The sequence below is a fragment of the Skermanella pratensis genome (assembly GCF_008843145.1).
Lineage (GTDB): Bacteria > Pseudomonadota > Alphaproteobacteria > Azospirillales > Azospirillaceae > Skermanella > Skermanella pratensis.
Map to the genome: position 1 here is coordinate 2,192,329 of NZ_CP030265.1, position 20,870 is coordinate 2,213,198.

Consider the following 20,870-nt stretch of genomic DNA (forward strand, 5'->3'; position numbering starts at 1 on the left):
CCGATCACACCATCGAAACCGTCGCCCCGACCGGGCTGCACAGCAGGTCGGCGATCACCTCCAGCCCGTGGCGCACGTCCTCGCGGCGGGCCGGCATCGACAAGCCGACGCGAACCGCGTGGGGGGCGGCGCCCCGGCCGACCATGAAAACGTCGGCGCCGGTCACGATGATGCCCCGGCTGCGGGTTTCGGCCACGAAATCCTCCCGCCGCCAGGGTTCGGGAAGCTTCAGCCAGAGATGCTGCCCGACCGAGGGTACCGCGACGGCGGGGCCGTCGCGCAGGATCTCCGCCGCCATGGCGTGGCGCGCGCGGCATTCCCGGCACTGGGTCTCGGCGAAACGGTCGGCGCTGCCGTCCTCGATCCAGCGGGTCGCCAGTTCGCCCATCAGCGGCGGCACCGCGTAGTTCAGCGCCCGCATCGTGGCTTCCAGGCGCGGCATCAGCCGGGCCGGCGCCACCAGGTAGCCGATCCGGAGGCCCGGCGCGATGCTCTTGGACAGGCTGCTGATGTGCAGCGTGATATCGGGCGCCAGCACCTGGAACGGCGGAGGCCCGTCGGGCACCAGGAAGCCGAAGACGTCGTCCTCCACGATGGTGACGCCGTACCGGCGCGCGATCTCGATGATCCGCAGGCGCCGCTCCCGCGGCATGATCGCCGTCGTCGGATTGTGCAGGGTCGGCACGGTGTAGAGCGCTTTCGGCGCCGACTGCCGGCAGGCCGATTCGAACGCGTCGGGCAGCAGCCCGTCGTCGTCCATGGCAAGCCCCTCCAGCCGCAGCCCCAGGGTGGCGGTCAGCGCCTTCATCCCGAAATAGGTCAGCCGCTCGGTCAGGATCAGGTCGCCCGGCCGGGTGACCGTCGTGAAGGCGATGGCCATGCCGTTCTGCGCGCCGCTGGTGACCAGCACGTTCTCCGGCCCGACCGAAATCTGGTGCCGGGCCAGCCACCGCGATCCCGCCTCCCGGTGGGCGGGCAGCCCGCCATGGGGCGGGTATTCGAGCATGTCGGCGAAGCCGGCCGGATCGGTCATGCCGGCGAACAGGACCGCCAAGCCTTCCGCCACGCCGGCGGCGCTGGGCGTGCAAAGCGACATGTCGACCACCGCCGGCGTGTCGCCGGGCGGGGGCGGCAGTTGCGGCCACTCGTCCCCGGCGCTCCGTACCGTCCCCGCCTTCACGTAGGTGCCCCGGCCGACCTCACCCCCGACCAAGCCGCGCCTCTCCGCTTCGGCATAGGCGCGCGTGACCGTGCCGACCGTGACTTTCAAGTGGTAGGCCAAGTCGCGGTGAGTCGGAAGGCGGGTGCCGACGGAAAGCCGGCCCGCGGCGATGTCCGCCGCCAGCGCGTCGGCGATGGCCCGGTAACGCGGACCGGGATATCTGCCGAGATCGGGAAGCCAAGTTGTCATGGTGACAATGTAATCATTGACCCCTATTCCAAGCAAGCAATAATCGCATTGTCTCGAATTCAGCGAGGCAGAACGCTACAGGAATGGGGGATTGTATGCATACAATTGACGCCGCCACACCTCCCCGGAAGGGGACGCCGGCAATGACCGCAACGTCTCTCCGCATCGTCGGCGGCATCGCCGTCCGCCAGATCCTGGCCGTCCTGTCCGCCCTCTTCGAGATCCTCATGACGTGGCGCGAGAACGCTGTCCAGAGACGGCAGCTGCTTGCGCTCAGCGACGACATGCTGAAGGATATCGGTGTCAGCCGGTCTGAGGCGAATCATGAGGGGAGCAAGCCGTTTTGGCGGACCTGAAGCCGTTCACCGACAGGAGCGGTGCCGAGATCCGGTTCCGGTGCGAACCGGATCTCACTCCGGCCGAGTTCATCGACGTCCTGCGCCGATCCGGCCTTGCCGAGCGCCGCCCGGTCGATCAGCCCGAGCGGATTTCCGGGATGCTGGCCCAGGCGGACCTGATCGTCACCGCGCGGGACGGAGACAATCTGGTCGGCGTCGCCCGGTCGGTCACCGACTTCAGCTATTGCTGCTACCTGTCCGACCTGGCGGTCGACCGGCAGTGGCAGGGGCGGGGCATCGGCCGGGCATTGATGACCCGGACGCGGACCGCCGCGGGTGGAGATGCCGTGCGCTGCATCCTGCTGTCGGCCCCCGCAGCGATCGAATTCTACGAAAAGGTGGGGCTGGAACGGCATCCGAACTGTTTCGACTTCACCAACCTGCCCGATTGAGACCCGAACGAGAGACGCCATGAGCCAACGGATTTATCAGGTCGATGCCTTCACCGACACGGTCTTCGCCGGCAATCCGGCGGCGGTGATGCCGCTGGACATCTGGCTGCCGGACGCGACGCTGCAGGACCTCGCGGCGGAGAACAACCTGGCCGAAACCGCCTTCTTCGTCCCGGAAGGGCAGGAGGGCTACCGGCTGCGCTGGTTCACGCCAACCACGGAGGTCGATCTGTGCGGCCATGCGACCCTGGCTTCCGCCTATGTCATCATGTCGATCCTGCGCCCCGGCACCGAGCGGGTCGATTTCGCCACCCAGGACGCGGGAAACCTGACGGTAACCCGGCGCGGCGACCTCTATACCCTCGACTTCCCGGTCCGCCCGCCCGAGCGGCCGGCGGAGGACCAGGAGGCCATCCTCGCCGATCTCGCCGCGGCGCTCGGCGGCCCGGCTCCGTCCGACCTGCTGACCGCCCGCGACTACATGGTCGTCTATGACGACGCGGCGTCCATCGCGTCCCTGAGGCCCGACATGGGGGTGCTTTCCCGGCTCGACCGCGGCGTGCTGGTGACGGCGCCGGGCGGGGACGTCGATTTCGTGTCCCGCTACTTCGCTCCCCACCATGGCATCCCGGAGGACCCGGTCACCGGCTCGACCCATTGCACGCTGGTGCCCTACTGGTCGGAACGGCTGGGCAAGACCGAATTGTCCGCACGCCAGCTCTCCGCGCGCGGGGGCCAATTGTGGTGCGAGCTGCGCGGCGACCGGGTGATGATCTCCGGCAAGGCCATGCTGTACATGGAAGGCACCGTATACCTGTGACCGGCGTCTTTATCACCGAAGCGGCCGGGGAAGACGACATCACCGCCGTCCGCGGCCTGCTGATGGACTATGGCAGGGCGATGGACTTCGCGATCTGCTTCAAGGGCTACGAGCGCGAGGTCGCCGCACTTCCCGGCCTGTGGCTGCTGGCCCGGCAGGACGGTGAAGCCGTTGGGGTGGTCGGCCTCGCGCCGTCTGCCGGCGGCTGCGAGATGCGGCGGCTCTATGTCCGCGACGACAGGCGCGGAGACGGGCTGGGGCGCCGCCTGTGCGAGGCGGCGCTGGATGAAGCGCGCCGGCGCGGCTATACCGGTATGCATCTGGAAACGTTGCCGTCCATGGCCGCCGCCCAGGCGCTCTACCGGTCGCTGGGCTTCGAGCCCGTTCCGGCCGGGCCTGCCGGTGCATCGGACGGCATCATCCATCTGACGAAGAGGCTGTGACCACGGCCCGCCACTGGGGCCCGCCATTGGGGCCCGCCACGGGGGAGAGACCAAGCGCATGAAGTCGATGTTTTTCGAGGATTTTCGCGTGGGCGACCGGTTCGGGACGGCGGGGATCACCCTGACCGAGGCCCAGATCATCGATTTCGCGCTGATGTACGACCCGCAGCCGTTCCATGTGGATGCGGTCGCCGCCGCCAATGGTCCCTATGGCGGCCTGATCGCCAGCGGGTTCCAGACCCTGGCGCTGACCTTCCGGCTGCTGCGCGACACCGGCATCATCCATGACAGCAGCATGGGCGGCAGCGGCGGCGACCAGCTCCGCTGGCTTCGTCCGGTCCGCCCCGGCGACACGCTTAAGGTAGTTGTCGAAGTAACCGAAGTCCAGCCATCCCGGAGTCGGGATGACCGGGGAAAGGTCAGGCTTCAGTACAATACTTATAATCAACGGGACGAACAAGTACTTAGCATTCTATTGGATCATATCGTTGCGCGGAGAACTCCCGAAACGATCTCCGTGTAACATCTATTCTTTTTCTGGTCCCATGGTGTATAAATGACTTCCTCTGTAGTGGGGGTGGCGCTTACATGCCCGACCGCACGTCCGTCGAAGTCAGTGCCGAATACGAGATGCACATGCTCCAGGACGGGGCGTGGCAGCCTGCGGTCGAGTCTCCGTCCGCCGCGACGCTGCTGAAGGCGGCGGAGAAGGTGCTGGCGCTGCGCGGACTGGATGGGGTCCGGGTGGTGCGCGCCACCCGCTTCGCCGGGTTCGACCATTCCGACCGCACGATCCTGCTGAAATGGGTGGCGCCCGGCCGGACCGACCCCGATCCCGTCGGCATGCCGACGTTGGGCGGTCGCACGCCCTGCCGCACCCGGCAGGACTTCCATCGGGAGCAGACCCGCGACGATATCCGCGTCCTGCTCGCCCGCTTCCTGGAACCGCGCCGGCTGACCCCGCTGGAGCTGATCCATTCCGTCAGGAACACCACCGAGCTGGCTTCCGGCAAGGGCATGGTGGAGGGGGCGATCCAGCGCGCGGCAATGGCCCAGGTCCAGGGTGCGAAGGACGCGTCCAAGGCCGGCAAGGCGCGCTACATCGAACTGATCGACGCGGTCCACAAGGCGATCGAGGCGTTGCACGCCGACGACCGCAAGCACTCGATCCCCCAGATCGAGGCGGGCAAGTTCCTCGCGGTGGTCTGGGAGATCGAGAGCCGCTATCCCGACGGCGAGGACTTCTCCTACCATTGCCTGCGCGCCCTGACCCGTTACCTGACTGGGGCGGGGAGCTGGGGGGAGAAGCTGTCGCGCTTGGCCCAGCTGGTCCAGCCCGGCCTGGAGGTCCGGCACTACAAGCTGATCGACATGCTGGCGGCTGAGATCCTCGATGCGCCGCCCAGCCTGCGCGAACTGCGCGGCGGGCGGCTGCGGCCGGACCAGACGGTGATCCTGCTGGCCGAACTGGATGCCGGCACCTTCGCCTATCCGGACGGCGGACCGCTGATCGGGCTCGCCCGGCTCAATACCCTGATGATGGCGAACCTGCTGCCCCGCTGCCGCTCGGTGCTGCGCCGGCGGCTTCTGGTCGAGTTGTCCGGACGGTCGGCCCTGCGGCCCGAGGAAGGCCTGTTCCAGGAGATCGAGGCGGTCAGCGCGCTCGGCCGCTGGCTGTCCGAGGTCAACGCCCGGTTCGGCGCCGACGAGGAGATCCGGGCGACCCTTGAGCAGCGGATCGGCTCCGTCCTTACGGAGGCGCGGGTCGCCACGGAGCTGGAGGGGCTGCGCACCCAGTCCGAGCGGATCGACCGGCTCAGCCGCCTGATCCGGATGGTTCCCGGCGAACCGGACAAGGCGAGGCTGCGGCGGCATCTCACCGGCCTGATCGCTGCCGAGCCGCTGCTCCGCGAGGCGACCGGCGGTCGCAGGACCGCGATCGCGACGGTGGAGGTCCTGGTCGAACTCCAGTCCTCGATCCGTCTGGCCGGCCTGGCGGACGACGTGACGGCGCCGATCCTGCGCGACCTGGACGGCGCCGCGTTCGACGCCCTCCGCAACGGCGTGATGGGATTGAAGAAGCCGCTGGCGGAGCGGATCGCCGTGCTCCTGAAGGTCTGCGGGCAGGTCAGCTTTCCCGAGGGGCGCGCCCGCACCTTCGTCGCCGAAACGCTGGATCGCGCCATAAAGAGCCCCGACTTCCAGATGACCTGGGCCAAGCGCTTCGGCAGCGAAGCGGAACGGAAGCAGGGCATGGCCAGGCTCCAGTCGGCGCTCTGGTCGGTCGGGTTCCCCGGCGCCGCGGCCTGAGCCGCCGCGATCCGGAAGGGATGCTTCCTTGCTAATTATCTTGTGCCGTCATGCCGCGGACGCGGAACGGAATTGCGCCGTTGATTTGGCAAAGGTCGGTAACTAGTATCCGCGCCGGGCCACAACCCCCCAACGGGTTGCAACTATTCTGCAAGGAATAGCCTCCATGAAGCCGACTGCGCGGCCAAAGAATACCCATTTTTCCTCCGGTCCCTGTGCGAAGCGTCCGGGCTGGACGCTGGAGGCGCTCTCCGACGCGCTGCTCGGCCGGTCCCACCGCTCCAAGCCCGGCAAGGCCAAGCTCGCGGAGGTGATCGAGCTCAGCCGGTCGATCCTCGGCATTCCCGCCGACTATCGCATCGGCATCGTCCCGGCCTCCGACACCGGCGCCGTCGAGATGGCGATGTGGTCGCTGCTGGGCGCCCGTCCGGTGGACATGCTGGCGTGGGAAAGCTTCGGCAAGGACTGGGTGACCGACGTGGTCAAACAGCTGAAGCTTGCCGATACCCGGACGCTCCAGGCCGATTACGGGTCGCTGCCCGACCTGTCCCAGGTCGATTTCAGCCATGACGTGGTGTTCACCTGGAACGGTACCACGTCAGGCGTGCGCGTCCCCGGCGGCGACTGGATCCCGGCCGACCGCGAGGGTTTGGCGATCTGCGACGCGACCTCGGCCTCCTTCGCGATGGACCTGCCCTGGGACAAGCTGGACGTGGTCACCTGGTCCTGGCAGAAGGTGCTGGGCGGCGAGGCGCAGCACGGCATGCTGGTGCTGAGCCCGCGCGCCGTGGCCCGGCTGGAGAGCTACAAGCCGTCCTGGCCGATGCCCAAGATCTTCCGCATGACCAAGGACGGCAAGCTCAACGAAGGCATCTTCAAGGGCGAGACGATCAACACGCCGTCCATGCTGGCGGTGGAGGACGCGATCGACGGCCTGAAATGGGCCCGGTCGGTCGGCGGCCTTCCCGGATTGATCGAACGTTCCGAAGGCAACCTGCGGGCGCTGGCCGACTGGGTCGCCCGGACGCCCTGGATCGATTTCCTGGCGGTCGATCCGTCGATCCGCTCCTGCACCTCGATCTGCCTGAAGATCGTCGATCCGGAGATCACCGCCCTGGATGCCGCCGCCCAGGCGGACGTCGCCAAGAAGGTGGCGGCCCTGCTGGAGAAGGAGGGCGTCGCCCTGGATGCCGCCTCATACCGCGACGCGCCTCCCGGCCTGCGGATCTGGGGCGGCGCCACGATCGACCGGAGCGACATCGAAGCCCTGATCCCCTGGATCGAGTGGGCTTACGAGACCGTGAAGTCGGAAACCGTCAAGGCCGGCTGACCCGGAAGGAAGATACCAGAATGCCCAAGGTCCTTATTTCGGACAGCCTGAGCCCGCGCGCGGTCGATATCTTCCGCGAGCGCGGCGTCGAGGTAGACGTCAAGACCGGCCTGAAGCCCGACGAGCTGAAGGAGATCATCGGCGGCTACGACGGCCTCGCGATCCGCTCCGCCACCAAGGTGACCAAGGACATCCTGTCCGCCGCGGCCAGCCTGAAGGTGGTCGGCCGAGCGGGCATCGGGGTGGACAACGTGGACATCCCGGCCGCGACGGCGCGCGGCGTCGTCGTGATGAACACGCCGTTCGGCAACTCGATCACCACGGCCGAGCACGCCGTCGCCATGATGTTCGCGCTCGCCCGTGAAATACCGGCGGCCAATACCTCGACCCACGCCGGCAAGTGGGAGAAGAACCGCTTCATGGGCGTCGAGCTGACGGCCAAGGTGCTGGGCGTGGTCGGCTGCGGCAACATCGGTTCGATCGTCGCCGACCGGGCGCTGGGGCTGAAGATGCGCGTCGTCGCCTACGACCCGTTCCTCAGCCACGAGCGGGCGGTCGACCTGGGCGTGGAGAAGGTCGAGCTGGACGATCTGCTGGCCCGGGCCGACTTCATCACCCTGCACACGCCACTGACCGACGGCACCCGCAACCTGCTCAACGCCGAGTCGCTGGCCAAGTGCCGGAAGGGCGTCCGGATCATCAACTGCGCGCGCGGCGGCCTGATCGTCGAGGAGGACCTGAAGGCGGCGATCGAGAGCGGCCACGTGGCGGGCGCCGCCCTCGACGTGTTCGCGGCGGAGCCGGCGAAGGAGAACCCGCTGTTCGGCATGGAGCGGGTGATCTGCACGCCGCACCTTGGCGCCAGCACCACCGAGGCGCAGGAGAACGTGGCGCTCCAGGTGGCGGAGCAGATGGCGGACTATCTCGTCTCCGGCGCCGTGGTCAACGCGCTGAACATGCCGTCCGTCTCGGCGGAGGACGCGCCCAAGCTGCGGCCCTACATGCAGCTCGCCGAACAGCTCGGCAGCTTCGCCGGGCAGATCACCGAGAGCGGCCTGAAGGGCGTCACGGTCGAGTACGAGGGGCACGTCGCCGAGCTGAACACCCGGCCGCTGACCGCCCTCGTCCTGATGGGCCTGCTGAAGCCGCTGCTGGACAGCGTCAACATGGTCAACGCCCCGGTGATCGCGCGCGAACGCGACATCGAGATCGCGGAGACCAAACGCGAGCGGGCCAGCGACTACCAGACCCTGATGCGCGTGATCGTCCATACCGAGCAGCGCAGCCGGTCCCTGACCGGCACCCTGTTCGGCGGCGAGAAGCCCCGGATCGTCGGAATCGAGGAAGTGCCGATCGAGGCCGAGGTGTCCAGCCACATGCTGTTCATCCGCAACGAGGACAAGCCCGGCTTCATCGGCCATCTCGGTACGACGCTGGGGAGCGCCGGAGTGAACGTCGCGACCTTCCACTTGGGCCGGACGGCACCCGGGGAGAACGCGATCGCCCTGGTGTCGGTCGACCAGCAGATCAGCGACGAGCTTCTGCACAGGATCGGCACCCTGCCGAGCGTGGTCAGGGCCAAGGCGCTGAGCTTCTGAGGTCGGTACATGCAATCGTAGGTCGGCCTTCGCCGTCAGGCGAACGCCGACACCATGCGCCGACGCTCCCTCCGTGATGTCGGCGTCGGCCCTGCGGGCCAAGGCCGACCTACGAAATTCCGGCGTACTGGACCATCAGAACATCACGAGCTGGCGCACTGCGGCGCCGTCCGCCAGCTTGTCGAACGCCTCGTTGATCTCGTCCAGCCCGATGCGCTCGCTCATCAGGGCGTCCACCGGCAGCTTGCCCTTCTTGAACATCCGGATGTAGCGGGGAATGTCGCGCTTGGGCACGCCGCCGCCCAGGTAGCTGCCCTTCAGCGTCCGCTCCTCCGCGACCAGGGAGACCGCCGGGATCGACATCATCTTGGCGGGGTTGGCGAGGCCGGAGGACACCGTGGTGCCGCCGCGGCGGGTGATCCGGTAAGCCATCTCCAGAGCCGGGGCGGAACCCGCCATCTCGAACGCGTAGTCCACCCCGCCGCCGGTCGCCTGTTTGATCCGGGCCTCCACGTCGGGCGTCCCGGCGTTGAAGACGTCGGTCGCACCCAATGGCCGGGCAAGGTCCAGCTTGCGGTCGATCATGTCGATGGCGATGATCCGGTCGGCGCCGGCCATGATGCAGCCCAGCATGGCGTTCAGCCCGACGCCGCCCAGCCCGATCACCGCGACGCTGGCGCCGGCAAAGACCTTGGCCGTATTGACCACCGCGCCGACGCCGGTCAGCACGGCGCAGCCGAACAGCGCCGCCTCGTCGAACGGGATGGTGTCGTCGATCTTCACGGCGGACCGGGCGGAGACCACGGCGAACTCGGCGAAGGCCGAAACTCCGACATGGTGGTGGACCGGCTGGCCCTGCGGACCGGTGATCCGCATGCCGCCGCCCAGCAGCGTGCCGGCGCCGTTGGCCGCGGCGCCCGGCTCGCACAGGGCGGGCCGCCCCTCGGAGCAGGGACCGCACAGCCCGCAGCTGGGCACGAAGACCAGGGCGACATGGTCGCCCGGCTGGAACTCCGTCACCCCGTCGCCGATCTCCTCGACGATGCCGGCCGCCTCGTGCCCCAGCGCCATGGGCATCGGCCGGGGCCGGTCGCCGTTGATGACGGAAAGGTCGGAATGGCACAGGCCGGCGGCCTTGATCCGGACCAGCATCTCGCCGCGGCCGGGAGGCGCCAGCTCGATCTCCTCGATGTGCAGCGGCTTGCTGTCCGCATAGGGCCTGGGAAGCCCGATCTCGTGCAGTACGGCGGCTTTCGCCTTCATCGCTTCCCCCTCGGGTATTGGTCTCCCTCCGTCATGAATAGCGCATTCCGCCGGCCGCACGGGCTGATAATTCAGGGCATCCGGCGAAGCACCGTGTCCAGGGTGGCGCTGCCGTCCCTGGCCTGCCAGGACCCCGCCAGGGCGCCGTCGGGGCGCAGCCGGAAGCGGAGCTGGTTGAGCGCCGGTTCGTCGAACACCAGTTCGCCGCCGGCGAAGGACCCCTCCCTGCGCGACGATTCCGCCCGCTCCTGAGCCATCAGGCCGGAGCCCAGCAGGTAGCTGGCGACGACGCGGTCGCCTTCGACCTGCTCGATGTTCAGCATCACTTCGCGGCCGTTCCGGTAGAACCCGTACCAGGAACCCGTCAGGTCGGTCGCGACCGCCGGCTTCACCGAGGCCAGCGTCGACCCGAACCTGGGGGTGCCTCCGGTACTGCCCAGGTCGGCGCTCGGGCGGCGTCCCCAGGAGGTCTCGCAGGTGGTCTCGTCCGCGGGCGTGCGGATCTCTCCCGCGACGAAGCGGCCGATGCAGCCGGCGAACCGGCGGGCGAACAGCCCGCTCGCGGCGGCGGAATGGCCGATCAGGTCGGCCGGCTGGTCGATGATCAGGTCGCGCACGGGGCGTTCGCCGCGGATCACCCGCGTCATGTCCCCGCGACCGCCGGGGTCGTAGCCGTCACCGTGGAAGAAGACCATCATCAGCGGCGTCGTCCCGACCTGGCGCAGCAGGCGGTAAAGCTCCGTCGCGTTGGCCCGCCAGGTGCCGAACGAATCGGTGAAGCTGCCGTAGGCGGCGGGGGCGGTGGCGACCACCGCGTCGGCGACGCCGTCCTCGGCGACCGCCGCCAGGGCGGCGAAGGCCCCGAAGCTCTGGCCGGCCAGCCCGATTCGCGCATAGCCCTGGGCGCGCAGGTCGCGGGCGGCCTTGGCCAGCCGGGCTCCCGTTCCGTTCAGGCTGTCGGCCTGACGCAGCCGGTTGAGCCTGAAGGTGTCCCAGCCCTGTTCGGCCAGGGCGCGGATATAGGGCGGCGTCGGTGCGCGTGAATCCTCCTCGTGAAGCGACAGGCCATGAGCCCACACGATGGCACCCGCGGCCCGCCCGGGTCCCAGCGGAGCCTGCTCCGGAACGGCCGGTTCCACCCACATGGCCGGCTTCGCCGCCGGTGCAGCGGCAGCCGCATGCGCGGGCGCCGCCAGCACGGCCGCCAACCCGATCGCCAGCCCCGCCAAAACGCCCGTCGAAGCCCGCCCCAGCCGGTCCCGAACCCAATCCATCGCCGCAACCCGATTCCCATGGTTAATGCTCGGACCCAGGGTCGGGCAGGCGTGGTGAAAAAACGGTTAGTGCCGCAATCGATCGGCGGCCCGAAGCGTCGGCCGGCATCCCGCCGGTTTGTGTTGTCCCGCGACCGGCCGGGGCGCTAGGGTCGCTGCCTCAGTTCCAGCCTCTCACCCGCCCCGTCTTCGGAGGCACCATGTCCGAGCCTGCCGCGACAGAAGAAGCTGCCCGGTCCCGCATGGCCGAGGGACGCCCGTCGGAGGCCGCCGGGATCTACCGCCGCGCCATCGCCGACCGGCCGGACGACTTCACGCTGTACAACAACATGGCTGCGGCGCTCCGGCGGGCGGGCGACCGGTCAGCGGCGCTGGCGGCGCTGGGACGGGCCGACCGGCTGCTGCCGGGCCACCCGGCCGTGGCGCTCAATCGCGCGGCGCTCCTCGCTGACCTGCGGCGTCCGGCGGAAGCCCGCGACGTGATCGCCCCCGTGGTCGCCTCCCGCCCCGGCGATGCCCACGCGGCGCTTGTGCTGGCTGGCGCTTTGGGGGATCTGGGCGACTTTCCCGCCGCCATGGCTACGTACCGGCGCGCGCTCGACCATTCCCCCGACCATGCCGGCCTGCGCCTGAACCTGGGCAACCTGCTGAAGCGGACCGGCGACAGGGCGAGCGCGGCGGACTGCTACGGCGCTGTTCTCCGCCGCTGGCCCGATCATACCGGCGCGATGCTGGCGGCGTCCGCCCTGCTTCGGGAGGACGGGTCGGCGGAGGATGCCGCCGGCCTCTGCCGTGCCGCCCTCGCCCTCTACCCGAACCTGACGGAGGCGCATCTGCTGCTCGGCAACCAGGCGCTTTCCGCCGGCCGCGCCGCCGAGGCGGCCTCCCGCTACCGAAGCGCCCTGGCGACCGATCCGGCCCATGGCGGCGCGCAACTCACCCTCGGCACGGCACTCCAGGAACTGGGCCGCCACGACGAGGCCCGGAAATGCTTCGGCCGCGCCCTGGCGGTCGACCGCCTCGATGCATCCTCCCGGTTCCGCCGCTGCTTCGCCGAACTGCCGATCATCTACCGCGACATGGGCGAGGTAGACCGCGCCCGGGAAGCCTATGCCAGCCGCCTGGAGGAGCTGGCCGATCATTACGCCGCCGCCCCGGCGGCCGAACGCGCGGCTGCCGCGGCGGCGGTGGGCGGCAGCCAACCCTTCTACCTGGCCTACCAGGGGCGCTGCGACCTGATGCTCCAGACCGTCTACGGCGACCTGGTTTCCGTCCTGATGGCCGCTGGCTACCCGGAGTTCTCCCAGCCGCTGGCTCCCCGGCGCCGGAATGGCGGACCCCTCAGGATCGGGTTCGTCGCCGGCCATATCGGCCGGCATTCGGCGGTGAACGTCTCGCTGCGCGGCTGGGCGGACGCGTTCGACCCCGCGCGGGTCGCCCTGTTCTGCTATCACACCGGCCCCGCGTCGGACGACGAGACCACCCGGTTCGAATCGCTTTCGCAGGTTTTCCGCCGAGGACCGGGCAGGGTGGAGGACTGGGCCGAAGCCATCCGGCGCGACGACCTGGACGCCCTGGTCTTCGGCGATGTCGGCATGGACCCGATGGCGGCACGCCTCGCCGCCCTCCGCCTGGCACCCGTCCAGGCCATGTCCACCGGCCACCCCGTGACGACGGGCCTGCCGACCATGGACCTGTATCTCAGCTCGGCCCTGATGGAGCCGGCGGGCGCGCAGGCCCATTATCGCGAGACGCTGGTGCCCCTGCCGAACCTGGGCTACGCGTACCGCCCGCTCGACCCGCCGGCGGTGCCGCTGACCCGGAGCGAACTTGGATTGCCCGACGGCGCGCCGGTCTTCTGGTGCTGCCAGTCGCTCTTCAAATACCTGCCGTGCGACGACGACCTGTTCGCCCGGATCGCGGCGCGCCTGCCGGACGCGCTGTTCCTCTTCATCGACTACATGCCGGCGCCGCGCGTCGCGCTCATTTTCCGCCGGCGCCTCGCGGCCGCCTTCGCGCGGGCCGGGCTGGACGCCGACCGCCATTGCCGCTTCCTGCCCCAGATGGACCATGCCCGCTTCCACGCCGTGGCAGGGCTGACCGACGTGTTCCTCGACAACCCGTCCTGGTCCGGACACAACACGGCGCTGGAGGCCTTGCCCCACGGCCTGCCCATCGTCACGCTCCCCGGCGTGCTGATGCGCCAGCGCCATTCCGCGGCGATCCTGGAGATGATCGGCATCCGGGAGACGATCGCCTCGTGCCGCGACGGCTATGTCGAGATCGCGGTCCGCCTGGGAAGCGACCGGCGCCTTCGCGCCGACCTGCGCCACGCGGTGCGCCGCGCCGCGCCCAAGGCGTTCCACGACTCCGGCGCCGTGCGCGCGCTGGAGTCGGTGCTGGAACGGGGTTCAGCGTAGCGCGAACTGCACCGGGACGACGAGTTCCAGGCTGCTCCGGTCCAGATCGGCCGGGATCTTGGGCAGGGGCTGGGCGCGCCGGATCATTTCCAGCACCTCCTCGTCCAAGGCGTCGTGGCCGGAGCTTTTCTCCAGCCGGTACGACAGCACGGTCCCGTCTGCGTCCATGGTGAACCGCAGCAGCGCCGTTCCCTGCTGGCGCATCCGCTGCGAGGATTGCGGATAGCGCTTGTGCCGGTTCAGGTGCTGGAGCAGCCGCTGCTGGAAGCTCGGCATCACCGAAGACTGCGCCACGGCCCGCGGCCTCGCCGGTGCGGGCTCGGCTTCCGCGGCCGGCGCGGGAGCGGGCGGCGGAGGTGCTGGGGCCGGCGGCGCCGGCTCGGGCGGACGCGGCTGCTCGACCGGCCTGGGGCGCGGCGGCGGCGGCTTCTGCCGGGGCGGCTTGGGCGGCGTGACTTCCGGCAGCGCCACTTCCGGCTCGACCTGCGGCGGGGGCTCCTCCTCGGGGGCGGCTCCGGCGGCGGAGGCTCCGGGATCGGCTCCGGCTCCGGCGGGGGCGGCTCCGGCGGGGGCGGCTCGGGAGGAGGGGGCTCCGGCGGCGGCGGTTCCGGGGGCGGCGGTTCCGGGGGCGGCGGCGCCGGCTCCTCGACCGCCGGTTCCGGCGGGGGCGGTTCGGGCGGCAGGTCGATCAGGATGGGGCCGGCGACCTCCGCCGGGGGAGGCGGGGTGTCCAGGGCGAGCACGCTGGCCAGTATGCCGGCGTGGACCGCCAGCACGAAACCGGCGCTCAGGCCCCAGCGCAGGGTATCGGAACTCATGGCCGGGCGGCGGCGGGGACGGCCGGGGCCATGCCTTCGAGGCCGACGAGAGCGATCTTGAGGTACCCGGCGGCGCGCAGGTCGTTCATGACGGACATCAGGTCGCCATAGTCCACCGTCCTGTCGGCGCGCAGGAAGATGCGCTGTTCGCGGTCGCTCCCGGTCGCCCGGTCCAGCGCCGGCGCCAGCGGCGCCTCGCCCAGCGCCTCGTCCCCGACGACCAGGGACAGGTCGGCCTGGACGGTCAGGTAGAGCGGCTTGTCCGGCTTGGGCTGGGGCTTGGCGGTGGAGGAGGGCAGGTCCACCGGGACGTCGACCGTCGCCAGCGGTGCCGCGACCATGAAGATGATCAGCAGCACGAGGATCACGTCGATGAATGGGGTGACGTTGATCTCGTGGGTTTCGTCCAGGTCGTCGTCGCCCTGGTCCAGCTTGGCGGCCATGGTGCTACTCCGCCGCCTTGCGCAGGGAAACCATCGCGCGGTCGACATCGCGCGAGGCGAGGCGCTGAAGCTCCGCCGCCGCGTCCATCAGCAGGGCCTTGTAGCCGGCGATGCCGCGGGCGAACGCATTGTAGATCACGACGGCCGGGATGGCGGCGACGAGGCCCATGGCGGTGGCGAGCAGCGCCTCGGCGATCCCGGGCGCCACGACCGCCAGGTTGGTCGTCTGCGCCTCGGAAATCCCGATGAAGCTGTTCATGATGCCCCAGACGGTGCCGAAGAGCCCGACGAACGGAGCCGTCGATCCGATGGTGGCGAGGATGCCGGTGCCCTTCGTCATGCGGCGGCTGGAGGAGGCGACGAGGCGGTCCAGGCGCGATGCGATGCGGTCTCGCAACCCTGCCTTGTCCATTCCGGCGAACCACAGGTCGTGCTCCGCGACCGCGGCCCTGACGAAACCGTGGACCGGGCCGTAGGCCGGGCGGCTGTGCTCGGCGGCCTCGGCCAGCGAACGGGCCGACCCGATCGCGCCGAGCGCCCGGGCGACCCGCCGCTTGGCGGCGCCAAGTTCGACCGCCTTGGCGACCAGCACGGTCCAGGTCAGCACCGAGGCCAGCGCAAGCCCGATCATGACCGACTTCACGACGATGTCGGCCGCCATGAACATGCCCCACGGCGACAGGTCGTGGGCTGCCGGACCCGGCGCGGCTTCTTCCATTCCGGCGGCTTCCGCCGCAGCGGGATCCGCCGCGCCAGGGTCGGTCGCTGCAGGGTCGGCCGCGGCAGGCTCTTCCGCCCCGTCGGGTGCGGGGACGTCCGGGACTTCCTGCGCCGGCTGTTCCTGCGCCTGTACCTGCTGTTCCTGTGCGGCCTGCGGCGCCATGGGATTCGGGACCTGGCCCGGCGCGGCCGTGGAAAGGCACATCAGCGATATGATCGTGAGGGGCAGCCAGCGTAAGGCGCGGGGTGTCGTCATGCTTCGTTCCCCGGTTGGGGTCCCGGACAGTTGGATCGGTGATTCATCCATAGGCGACGCAGTCCAGTCATGCAAATGATTTTGCGAGTCATTTGCAGAAAGGGATTGCGGCAGTTTGACGTCGATAATAAGACTTAGTAGCACTTATTGGAGAAAGTTGTATTTCATGTCTATCAGGCATACCGGACTTTGCCGTTTCGCACCTTCGCTCGCACTGACGACGGCGCTGACGGTTTCAGCATCGGCCGCCCTGGCTCCCGCCGCCGCCCAGGAGCCCTCCGCGGAGTCCGAAAGCCAGGTGGAGACCTTGGCGCCGATCACCGTGACCGGCCCGGAAACCCGCAACACGATGGAGCGCCAGCCGTCGCTCGACCGGCTGCCCACCTCGGTCCAGGACACGCCGCAGGGGATCAGCGTCGTGCCGCGGGAACTGATCGAGGAGAGGAACATCACCAGCCTGCGCGAGGCCGTCCGCAACGTCCCCGGCATCTCGATCAACGCCGGCGAGGGCGGCGCCCAGGGCGACACCCTGACCATCCGCGGCTTCTCCGCACGCGGCGACCTGTTCGTGGACGGCGCGCGCGATCCGGGCCAGTACAACCGGGACACCTTCAACCTGCAATCCGTCGAGGTGCTGAAGGGGCCGTCGTCCCTGCTGTTCGGCCGTGGCTCAACCGGCGGCGTGATCAACCTTGTCACCAAGACGCCGACGATGGAACGCTCCAACAATGCGGAGATCAGCCTGGGCAACGGTCCGTTCTTCCGCGGGACGGCCGACCTGAACATGCCGGTCGGGCCGACCGCCGCCGTCCGGCTGAACGTGATGGGACAGGATTCGGACACGGTCGGGCGCGACCTGGTCGAGCAGAAGCGCTGGGGCATCGCGCCCTCGATCGGGCTCGGCCTCGGCACCGATACCCGGTTCACCCTGTCCTACCTCCACCAGGAGGAGGACAACATCCCCGACTACGGCCTCCCCTATGTGTTCGGCCGGCCGGCGCCGGTCGACATCGATACCTTCTATGGCTTGCGCGACGATTTCGAGGACGTGCAGGTCGACCTGGTGACCGCCAAGCTCGACCATGTCGCGACCGACTGGCTGAAGCTGTCGAACACGCTGCGCGCCGGCTACTACAGCCGCGACGCCACGACCACCGCGCCGCGCGTCAATGCCGCAGCCGGCACGCCGATCCCTGCCATCCGGGTCGTCCGCAGCCGCCCGAGCCTGGAGAGCGACACCTGGACGGTCAACAACAACGCCACGGCGACCGCCACCTTCGACACCGGCCCGATCGGCCACACGCTGGTCGCGGGTGTCGAACTGGGCTACGAGGACGTCGAGACCCGGCGCTTCGGCTTCACCGGGCTGCCGACCGCCGCCCTCTTCGATCCGGACCCGAACGCCGGCGTCGGCACGCCGCGCAACCTGACCTCCGACACCAGCGCCAATGCTTCCACCTTCGGCGTGTATGCCGCCGACCGGATCGCGCTGACCGACCAGTGGTCGATCATCGCCGGTCTGCGCTGGGACCGTTTCAGCGCGGAGAGCGACGAGAGCGTGGCCGGCGTCTCCCTCGACCGCACCGACACCATGTGGAGCACGCGGGCCGCCGTCGTGTACGAGCCGACCGACGCGCAGACCTACTATTTCTCCTATGGCACCAGCTTCAACCCCTCCGCCGAGTTCGCCAGCCTGAGCGCCGCCCAGGTCGGGCTGGAGCCGGAGGAGAACCGCACTTTCGAGGTCGGGGCCAAGTTCTCGCTGCTGGGCGGCAATCTGGGGCTGGGCGGATCGCTGTTCCGCATCGAGAAGACCAACGCGCGGACGGTCGATCCGATCGACGCCTCGGTCACCGTGCTCCAGGGCGAGCAGCGGGTCGACGGCTTCGAACTGGAAGCCAACGGCCGCCTGACCGATCGCTGGACGGTGCTGGCAGGCTACACCTACCTGGACGGCGAGATCACCAAGGCCAACGACGCGACCCTCGGCAAGGCACTGCAGAACACGCCCGAACATTCCGGCTTCGCCTGGACGACCTACGAGGTGCTGGAGGGGCTTGAGATCGGGGCCGGGGCCTACTACACCGGCGACCGCTATGCGAACAACACCAACACGGTCGAGGTGCCGGACCACTGGCGGTTCGACGCGCTGATGTCCTACACGATCAACGACGTCCGCCTGGCGCTCAACGCCTACAACCTTTTCGACGAGGAGATCTATGACGGGATCTACCAGGGGCACGTGATCCCCGCCGCCGGCCGTACCCTGGTGCTGAGCGCCGGCGCGCGCTTCTGACCATAAGGGCCATCGATCCGGCAACCGATCTGGAGGAGGCTTCACCGTGCAGATCCATATTTCCGACGTGCTGACCGCCGATCAGGTGGCGCATTGCCGCGCCGTCCTGGAATCAGCCGCCTGGGTCGATGGCCGCGTCACCGCCGGCCACCAGTCGGCCAGGACCAAGAAGAACCTTCAGGTTCCGGAGAGCGCCCCGGAGCTGCCGGGCCTGCGGGACATGATCCTGCGGGCCCTGGATGCCAACCCGGTGTTCATGTCGGCCACCTTGCCCGAGCGCGTGTTTCCGCCGCTGTTCAACCGCTACGACGCCGGCATGACGTTCGGCGCCCATGTGGACAACGCGATCCGGCCGCTTCCGGGAGGGGGCGGCCGGATCAGGACCGACATCTCGGCGACGCTGTTCCTCAGCGGGCCGGACGAGTACGACGGCGGTGAGCTGATGATCGAGGACACCTACGGCGCCCATTCGGTCAAGCTGCCGGCCGGCCACATGGTGGTCTATCCCGCGTCCAGCCTGCACCGGGTCACGCCGATCACCCGCGGCAGCCGCTGGGCCTCCTTCTTCTGGATACAGAGCATCATCCGGGACGACGCGGCGCGGACGACCCTGTTCGATCTGGACATGGCGATCAACGGCGTCGCGGCGGACATGCCCGACCATCCCTCGGTCGTGTCGCTGACCAACTGCTACCACAACCTGATCCGGCGCTGGGCGGAGGTGTGAAAACAAGCCCTCGGGCCGCAATCCGAGTCAGCGGATCGAAACCATATCGACAAGTATGGGTTGGAACCCGATGATGGGCGTGACGATTCCGTTACCGGCCCGCATGGGGAAAGAGACTGTAGATGAAGGGCGATCCCGGCGTTATCCGCCACCTGAACAAGATCCTGACGGGCAAACTGACGGCGGTGAACCAGTATTTCCTCCACGCCCGAATGCTGAAGGACTGGGGCCTGGAGCGCCTGGCCGACCACAGCTACCAGGAATCCATCTCCAAGATGAAGCATGCCGACCGGCTGATCGAGCGCATCCTGTTCCTGGAAGGAATGCCCAACCTTCAGGACCTGAACAAGATCAAGACCGGCAACGACGTCCCCGAGATGGTCGAGCTGGAGATGGAAACCGAGCGGAACGGCCGGGAATCCCTGCTGGAAGCGATCGAAGTCACGGAGCAGATCCGGGATTTCATCACCCGCGAGCTGTTCACCGACATCCTCACGGATACCGAGGAGCATATCGACTGGCTGACCCACCAGCTCCGCCTGATCGACGGGGTCGGCCGGGAGAACTACAAGCAGGAACAGATGTTCAAGGGGTCGTGATCCGCTACCCCTTTTGATTTGACTCCGGTGGTCCGCGAACCTACCGTGCATAGGTTTTCTGATTGGACGGTCGCCGTATCACTGCGGGGGGTGCGCATGGTGCAAGAGACGATAGGAGAGCAGCTCGACGATGCCCTCGCGAAACTTGCGACCAAGCAGGATCTGGTGGATCTGCGCTCGGAGTTGAAGCAGGACATGTCTGAGTTGCCGTTCGCGACCAAGCAGGATCACGTCGAACTCCGCAATGAGCTTCGCGGTTTCGCGACCAAGCAGGATCACGTCGAACTCCGCAATGAGCTTCGCGGTTTCGCGACCAAGCAGGATCACGTCGAACTCCGCAATGAGCTTCGCGGTTTCGCGACCAAGCAGGATCACGTCGAACTCCGCAATGAGCTTCGCGGTTTCGCGACCAAGCAGGATCACGTCGAACTCCGCAACGAGCTCCATGTGATTGTCAAGGCTGCGGTCCAGGAACTGGTTCAGGTCATCAATCAGAACACAGATGATTTGTGCAAGGAACTCAACCGCGTCGGTATTCCGGTAAGGACGCGGACTCGGCACACGTCATCGGCGGAATGACTTCGACGAGTTCGTAGGTCGGCCTTCGCCCGAAGGGCGAACGCCGACATCCAATCAGGACTATCGGCGGATCGGCATCGACGCCCTCGTCGAACGGGGCGTCGGCGTTCGCCTTGCGGCGAAGGCCGACCTACTGTTTCACTTCCGCAAAGCCGCCGCTGCGCGGGCCAGTTCCTCGATCCTGCCCCAGTCGCGCGCCTTGACCGCATCGGCGGGGGCCACCCAGGAACCGCCGACGCAGGCGACGTTCGGCAGGGCCAGGTAGTCCGGCGCGTTCTCCAGGGTGACGCCTCCGGTCGGGCAGAAGCGGACGGCGGGCAGGGGGGCCGCCAATGCCGCCAGCATCTTGACGCCGCCGGCGGGTCCCGCCGGGAAGAACTTCATGTGCGTGAAGTTGGCGCCCATCAGCGACATGACCTCCGAAGCGGTCGCGGCCCCCGGCAGGAACGGCACTTCCGAGTCGGTCGCGGCCCGGACCAAGTCCGGCGTGCAGCCCGGGCTGACGATGAAGCGCGCGCCGGCATCGACCGCCGCCTCGTAGTGCTTCGGGGTCAGGATCGTGCCGGCGCCGACGACGGCCTCGGGGACCTCCGCGGCGATGGCCCTGATCGCGTCGGGCGACGCCGCCGTGCGCAGGGTCACCTCGATCGCGGGCAGGCCGCCTTTCGCCAGGGCGCGGGCGAGGGGGACCGCGGTCTCCACGTCGTCGATGGTCAGTACGGGGACGACGGGGCCGAGCGCCAGGATGGCGGAGATCGTCTGCATCATTCAGT

At 68.8% G+C, this 20,870-nt stretch carries 20 protein-coding genes; 12 read left to right on the top strand and 8 right to left on the bottom strand.

The window, feature by feature from the left end:
• Positions 1 to 4 precede the first annotated feature (4 nt).
• Positions 5 to 1,411 (bottom strand): MocR-like ectoine utilization transcription factor EhuR, encoded by a 1,407-nt coding sequence (ehuR, locus tag DPR14_RS09895; RefSeq protein ID WP_158044980.1) that lies wholly within the window; start codon positions 1,409 to 1,411, stop codon positions 5 to 7.
• A 143-nt stretch (positions 1,412 to 1,554) separates the two neighbouring features.
• Here ehuR and DPR14_RS09900 point away from each other — a divergent pair, with 143 nt between their 5' ends.
• The 8 genes from DPR14_RS09900 to serA all read left to right on the top strand — a co-directional run bounded on the left by DPR14_RS09900 (position 1,555) and on the right by serA (position 8,702).
• A complete protein-coding gene (locus DPR14_RS09900; RefSeq protein WP_158044981.1) occupies positions 1,555 to 1,767 on the top strand; it encodes a DUF1127 domain-containing protein in 213 nt (70 codons plus the stop codon).
• Positions 1,755 to 2,201: a GNAT family N-acetyltransferase gene (locus tag DPR14_RS09905; protein ID WP_246149119.1), complete on the top strand. Its 447-nt coding sequence runs from the start codon at positions 1,755 to 1,757 to the stop codon at positions 2,199 to 2,201. Before DPR14_RS09900 ends, DPR14_RS09905 begins: the two co-directional genes overlap by 13 nt.
• Before the next feature lie 19 nt (positions 2,202 to 2,220).
• Positions 2,221 to 3,021: a PhzF family phenazine biosynthesis protein gene (locus DPR14_RS09910; protein ID WP_158044982.1), complete on the top strand. Its 801-nt coding sequence runs from the start codon at positions 2,221 to 2,223 to the stop codon at positions 3,019 to 3,021.
• The gene (locus DPR14_RS09915) at positions 3,018 to 3,464 is read left to right on the top strand and encodes a GNAT family N-acetyltransferase (protein ID WP_211103959.1); all 447 of its coding nucleotides are present in this window, start codon (positions 3,018 to 3,020) and stop codon (positions 3,462 to 3,464) included. Before DPR14_RS09910 ends, DPR14_RS09915 begins: the two co-directional genes overlap by 4 nt.
• 58 nt (positions 3,465 to 3,522) lie before the next feature.
• Complete coding sequence (locus DPR14_RS09920; RefSeq protein ID WP_158044983.1) at positions 3,523 to 3,987, top strand: MaoC family dehydratase; 465 nt, start codon at positions 3,523 to 3,525, stop codon at positions 3,985 to 3,987.
• A 65-nt stretch (positions 3,988 to 4,052) separates the two neighbouring features.
• Positions 4,053 to 5,774, top strand: coding sequence for a hypothetical protein (locus tag DPR14_RS09925; RefSeq protein WP_158044984.1), 1,722 nt, complete (start codon positions 4,053 to 4,055; stop codon positions 5,772 to 5,774).
• Between the two features lie 166 nt (positions 5,775 to 5,940).
• The gene (locus DPR14_RS09930) at positions 5,941 to 7,104 is read left to right on the top strand and encodes a phosphoserine transaminase (RefSeq protein ID WP_158044985.1); all 1,164 of its coding nucleotides are present in this window, start codon (positions 5,941 to 5,943) and stop codon (positions 7,102 to 7,104) included.
• Positions 7,105 to 7,124: 20 nt separating this feature from the next.
• On the top strand, positions 7,125 to 8,702 hold the full coding sequence (gene serA, locus DPR14_RS09935; RefSeq protein ID WP_158044986.1) for a phosphoglycerate dehydrogenase: 1,578 nt from the start codon (positions 7,125 to 7,127) through the stop codon (positions 8,700 to 8,702).
• Positions 8,703 to 8,837: 135 nt separating this feature from the next.
• Here serA and DPR14_RS09940 read toward each other — a convergent pair whose 3' ends face one another.
• Together DPR14_RS09940 and DPR14_RS09945 are read right to left on the bottom strand one after the other, a co-directional pair.
• Positions 8,838 to 9,965: a zinc-dependent alcohol dehydrogenase family protein gene (locus DPR14_RS09940; protein ID WP_158044987.1), complete on the bottom strand. Its 1,128-nt coding sequence runs from the start codon at positions 9,963 to 9,965 to the stop codon at positions 8,838 to 8,840.
• 71 nt (positions 9,966 to 10,036) lie between these two features.
• On the bottom strand, positions 10,037 to 11,239 hold the full coding sequence (locus tag DPR14_RS09945; protein WP_158044988.1) for an alpha/beta hydrolase family protein: 1,203 nt from the start codon (positions 11,237 to 11,239) through the stop codon (positions 10,037 to 10,039).
• A gap of 200 nt (positions 11,240 to 11,439) precedes the next feature.
• Between DPR14_RS09945 and DPR14_RS09950 the strand changes: the two genes are divergently transcribed.
• A complete protein-coding gene (locus DPR14_RS09950) occupies positions 11,440 to 13,659 on the top strand; it encodes a tetratricopeptide repeat protein (RefSeq protein WP_158044989.1) in 2,220 nt (739 codons plus the stop codon).
• Here the strand turns inward: DPR14_RS09950 and DPR14_RS27315 are convergent.
• From DPR14_RS27315 to exbB, 3 genes are all read right to left on the bottom strand, one after another.
• Positions 13,651 to 14,130: an energy transducer TonB family protein gene (locus DPR14_RS27315; RefSeq protein WP_192499389.1), complete on the bottom strand. Its 480-nt coding sequence runs from the start codon at positions 14,128 to 14,130 to the stop codon at positions 13,651 to 13,653. The two genes, DPR14_RS09950 and DPR14_RS27315, sit on opposite strands and share 9 nt — an antisense overlap.
• A 343-nt stretch (positions 14,131 to 14,473) precedes the next feature.
• Entirely contained in the window at positions 14,474 to 14,920 is a 447-nt protein-coding gene (exbD, locus tag DPR14_RS09960) for a TonB system transport protein ExbD (protein WP_158044991.1), read from the bottom strand.
• Positions 14,921 to 14,924: 4 nt separating this feature from the next.
• Entirely contained in the window at positions 14,925 to 15,896 is a 972-nt protein-coding gene (gene exbB, locus DPR14_RS09965) for a tonB-system energizer ExbB (protein WP_158044992.1), read from the bottom strand.
• Positions 15,897 to 16,062: 166 nt separating this feature from the next.
• Here exbB and DPR14_RS09970 point away from each other — a divergent pair, with 166 nt between their 5' ends.
• From DPR14_RS09970 to bfr, 3 genes are all read left to right on the top strand, one after another.
• Positions 16,063 to 18,192 carry a TonB-dependent receptor gene (locus DPR14_RS09970; protein WP_158044993.1) on the top strand — a complete coding sequence of 710 codons (2,130 nt, stop codon included), beginning with the start codon at positions 16,063 to 16,065 and terminating at the stop codon, positions 18,190 to 18,192.
• Between the two features lie 46 nt (positions 18,193 to 18,238).
• Entirely contained in the window at positions 18,239 to 18,919 is a 681-nt protein-coding gene (locus DPR14_RS09975; protein WP_158044994.1) for a Fe2+-dependent dioxygenase, read from the top strand.
• A gap of 122 nt (positions 18,920 to 19,041) precedes the next feature.
• Complete coding sequence (bfr, locus tag DPR14_RS09980; protein ID WP_158044995.1) at positions 19,042 to 19,518, top strand: bacterioferritin; 477 nt, start codon at positions 19,042 to 19,044, stop codon at positions 19,516 to 19,518.
• A gap of 78 nt (positions 19,519 to 19,596) precedes the next feature.
• Here bfr and DPR14_RS09985 read toward each other — a convergent pair whose 3' ends face one another.
• Positions 19,597 to 20,079 carry a hypothetical protein gene (locus DPR14_RS09985; protein ID WP_158044996.1) on the bottom strand — a complete coding sequence of 161 codons (483 nt, stop codon included), beginning with the start codon at positions 20,077 to 20,079 and terminating at the stop codon, positions 19,597 to 19,599.
• Positions 20,080 to 20,235: 156 nt separating this feature from the next.
• Positions 20,236 to 20,865 (bottom strand): bifunctional 4-hydroxy-2-oxoglutarate aldolase/2-dehydro-3-deoxy-phosphogluconate aldolase, encoded by a 630-nt coding sequence (gene eda / locus DPR14_RS09990; RefSeq protein ID WP_211103960.1) that lies wholly within the window; start codon positions 20,863 to 20,865, stop codon positions 20,236 to 20,238.
• Positions 20,866 to 20,870: the final 5 nt, after the last annotated feature.